The sequence below is a fragment of the Escherichia sp. MOD1-EC5189 genome (genome assembly GCF_002966045.1).
Taxonomy (GTDB): domain Bacteria; phylum Pseudomonadota; class Gammaproteobacteria; order Enterobacterales; family Enterobacteriaceae; genus Escherichia; species Escherichia coli_F.
Genome location: NZ_PTRX01000067.1, coordinates 1 through 3557, shown reverse-complemented (window position 1 = coordinate 3557; position 3557 = coordinate 1). Strand labels below are relative to the sequence as shown.

The window sequence follows — 3557 nt, the reverse complement described above, 5'->3', positions numbered from 1 at the left end:
AACGGGAATGAAACGCCGATGTTTGTGGCGCAGGGCAACCAGATATTCATGAACGACGTGTTCCTGAAGCGCCTGACGGCCCCCACCATTACCAGCGGTGGAAATCCACCGGCATTTTCCCTGACACCGGACGGAAAGCTGACCGCTAAAAATGCGGATATCAGTGGCAGTGTGAATGCGAACGCCGGGACGCTCAACAATGTCACGGTAAATGAAAACTGTACGATTAAGGGCATGCTGGAGGCGACTCAGGTCAGAGGTGACTTCGTTAAAGCTGTATCCAAATCATTCCCGAAACAGGCTGGTACGTGGGGTAATACGGAAACACCAAACGGGACGGTTACAGTCACCATCAGCGATGATCATAACTTTGACCGTCAAATCATTATTCCGCCCATTATCTTTAACGGAATAGCGTATAGCGATCCGGGAAGTGGTAATAACCCGGGAGGTACAAGATACACGGGTTATGGTTTTGAAGTTCGCAAAAACGGTGTATTAATCGCATCCAGAGAAACTAAAGGGGCCATTCCCGGTAGCTACAGTGCGGTTATTGATATGCCGAGTGGCAGGGGAAGCGTCACTCTGGAGTTTAAGGTTTTCCATAAAGGCAATCAGCGGGCAGGTAATATCACCGACTGTACGGTGATTGTGACCAAAAAAGCGGCTTCAGGCATCAGTATTCGTTGAAATATTTATAACCCCAATAAATGGCGTCAGGAATGACGCCTTTTTTATTGCAGAAAAGCGAGAGGTAATTATGCGTAAAGTTTGTGCAGCCATTTTGTCCGCAGCCATTTGTCTGGCCGTATCCGGTGCGCCTGCATGGGCGTCTGAACATCAGTCCACGCTGAGCGCGGGGTATCTTCATGCCCGGACCAACGTTCCCGGCAGTGATGATCTGAACGGGATTAACGTGAAATACCGTTATGAGTTTACGGATACGCTGGGGCTGGTGACGTCATTCAGCTATGCAGGAGACAAGAATCGCCAGCTGACCCATTACAGCGATACCCGCTGGCATGAAGATTCCGTTCGTAACCGCTGGTTCAGCGTAATGGCGGGGCCGTCTGTGCGCGTGAATGAATGGTTCAGCGCGTATGCGATGGCGGGTGTGGCTTACAGCCGTGTGTCGACTTTCTCCGGGGATTATCTCCGCGTAACTGACAACAAGGGGAAAACGCACGACGTGCTGACCGGAAGTGATGACGGTCGCCACAGCAACACGTCTCTGGCGTGGGGAGCTGGCGTGCAGTTTAACCCGACCGAATCCGTGGCCATTGATATTGCTTATGAAGGCTCCGGCAGTGGCGACTGGCGCACTGACGGTTTCATTGTGGGTGTCGGTTATAAGTTCTGATTAGCCAGGTAACACAGTGTTATGACAGCCCGCCGGTTCAGGCGGGCTTTTTTGTGGGGTGAATATGGCAGTAAAGATTTCAGGTGTACTGAAAGACGGCACAGGAAAACCGGTACAGAACTGCACAATCCAGCTGAAAGCAAAACGTAACAGCACCACGGTGGTGGTGAACACGCTGGCCTCAGAAAATCCGGATGAAGCCGGGCGTTACAGCATGGACGTTGAGTACGGTCAGTACAGCGTTATTCTGTTGGTGGAAGGATTCCCGCCGTCACATGCCGGGACCATCACCGTGTATGAAGATTCCCGACCCGGTACGCTGAATGATTTTCTCGGTGCCATGACGGAGGATGATGCCCGTCCGGAGGCTCTGCGCCGTTTTGAACTGATGGTGGAAGAGGTGGCGCGTAACGCGTCCGCGGTGGCACAGAACACGGCAGCCGCGAAGAAGTCAGCCAGTGATGCCGGCACATCTGCCAGTGAGGCGGCAACCCATGCGACTGATGCTGCAGGCTCAGCGCGTGCAGCCAGCACGTCAGCCGGACAGGCCGCGTCGTCGGCTCAGGAGGCGTCTTCCAGCGCAGGAACGGCATCAACAAAGGCCACAGAAGCATCAAAAAGTGCTGCCGCTGCAGAGTCCTCAAAAAGCGCGGCGGCCACCAGTGCCGGTGCCGCGAAAACGTCAGAAACGAATGCGGCAGCGTCACAAAAATCAGCAGCCACTTCTGCATCCACTGCGACGACGAAAGCGTCAGAAGCCGCCACTTCAGCCAGAGATGCGGCGGCCTCCAAAGAGGCGGCAAAATCATCAGAAACGAACGCCTCCACAAGCGCCAGCAGTGCAGCCTCCTCGGCAACGGCGGCAGGAAATTCCGTGAAGGCGGCAAAAACGTCCGAGACGAATGCCAGGTCTTCTGAAACGGCAGCGGAACAGAGCGCCTCAGCTGCGGCAGACTCTGAGACAGCAGCTGCATCATCGGCCCGTGAGGCGTCCATTAAGGCAGAGGAGGCAGCAGTCAGTGCCACCGCCGCCGGAAAATCGGCAGAAAGCGCCGCATCATCCGCTTCAACAGCCACAACGAAGGCTGGCGAAGCCACTGAACAGGCCAGCGCAGCAGCGAGGTCTGCTTCCGCAGCGAAGACATCCGAAACGAACGCGAAAGCGTCGGAAACCAGCGCAGAATCCTCAAAAACGGCTGCCGCATCGTCCGCCAGTTCGGCGGCGTCATCGGCATCATCTGCGTCTGCTTCAAAAGATGAGGCGACCAGACAGGCGTCAGCAGCGAGGGGCAGCGCCACGACGGCATCCACGAAGGCGACAGAGGCTGCTGGCAGTGCGGCAGCGGCAGCACAGAGCAAAAGTACGGCGGAATCCGCGGCAACGCGCGCCGAGACAGCAGCAAAACGGGCAGAGGATATTGCATCCGCCGTGGCGCTTGAGGATGCGAGCACGACGAAAAAGGGGATAGTACAGCTCAGCAGTGCGACCAACAGCACTTCCGAGTCACAGGCGGCAACGCCAAAAGCCGTTAAGGCCGCGTATGACCTGGCTAACGGGAAATACACCGCACAGGATGCAACGACAGCACAGAAAGGGATAGTTCAGCTCAGCAGTGCGACTAACAGCACTTCCGAGTCACAGGCGGCAACGCCAAAAGCCGTTAAGGCCGCGTATGACCTGGCTAACGGGAAATACACCGCACAGGACGCTACGACAGCACAAAAAGGAATTGTCCAGCTCAGTAGTGCAACCAACAGCACATCTGAAACGCTTGCTGCGACACCGAAAGCAGTGAAAGCAGCTAATGACAATGCGAATGGTCGGGTACCTTCTGCCCGTAAGGTGAATGGTAAGGCGCTTTCAGCGGATATAACACTGACGCCGAAAGATATTGGTACGCTTAACTCAACAACAATGTCATTCAGCGGTGGTGCTGGTTGGTTCAAATTAGCAACGGTAACCATGCCACAGGCGAGTTCTGTTGTTTCAATTACGTTGATTGGTGGCGCTGGATTTAACGTGGGGTCACCTCAACAGGCAGGTATATCTGAACTTGTTTTACGTGCAGGTAATGGTAATCCGAAGGGGATTACTGGTGCTTTATGGCAGCGCACATCGACAGGGTTTACAAATTTTGCCTGGGTCAATACATCTGGTGATACTTACGATATTTACGTTGCAATCGGAAATTATGCG

General features: G+C 54.6%; 3 protein-coding genes. All 3 read left to right on the top strand.

Annotation, left to right across the window (positions count from 1 at the left end; genetic code table 11):
* Positions 1–690, top strand: a 690-nt coding sequence (locus ATB02_RS25290) for a DUF3672 domain-containing protein (protein ID WP_241957650.1), incomplete at its 5' end; no start/stop codon positions are given.
* Between the two features lie 70 nt (positions 691–760).
* Complete coding sequence (locus tag ATB02_RS25285; RefSeq protein ID WP_001233071.1) at positions 761–1360, top strand: Ail/Lom family outer membrane beta-barrel protein; 600 nt, start codon at positions 761–763, stop codon at positions 1358–1360.
* A gap of 64 nt (positions 1361–1424) precedes the next feature.
* A partial coding sequence (locus tag ATB02_RS25280) for a prophage tail fiber N-terminal domain-containing protein (RefSeq protein WP_105272387.1) occupies positions 1425–3557 on the top strand: 2133 nt, incomplete at its 3' end.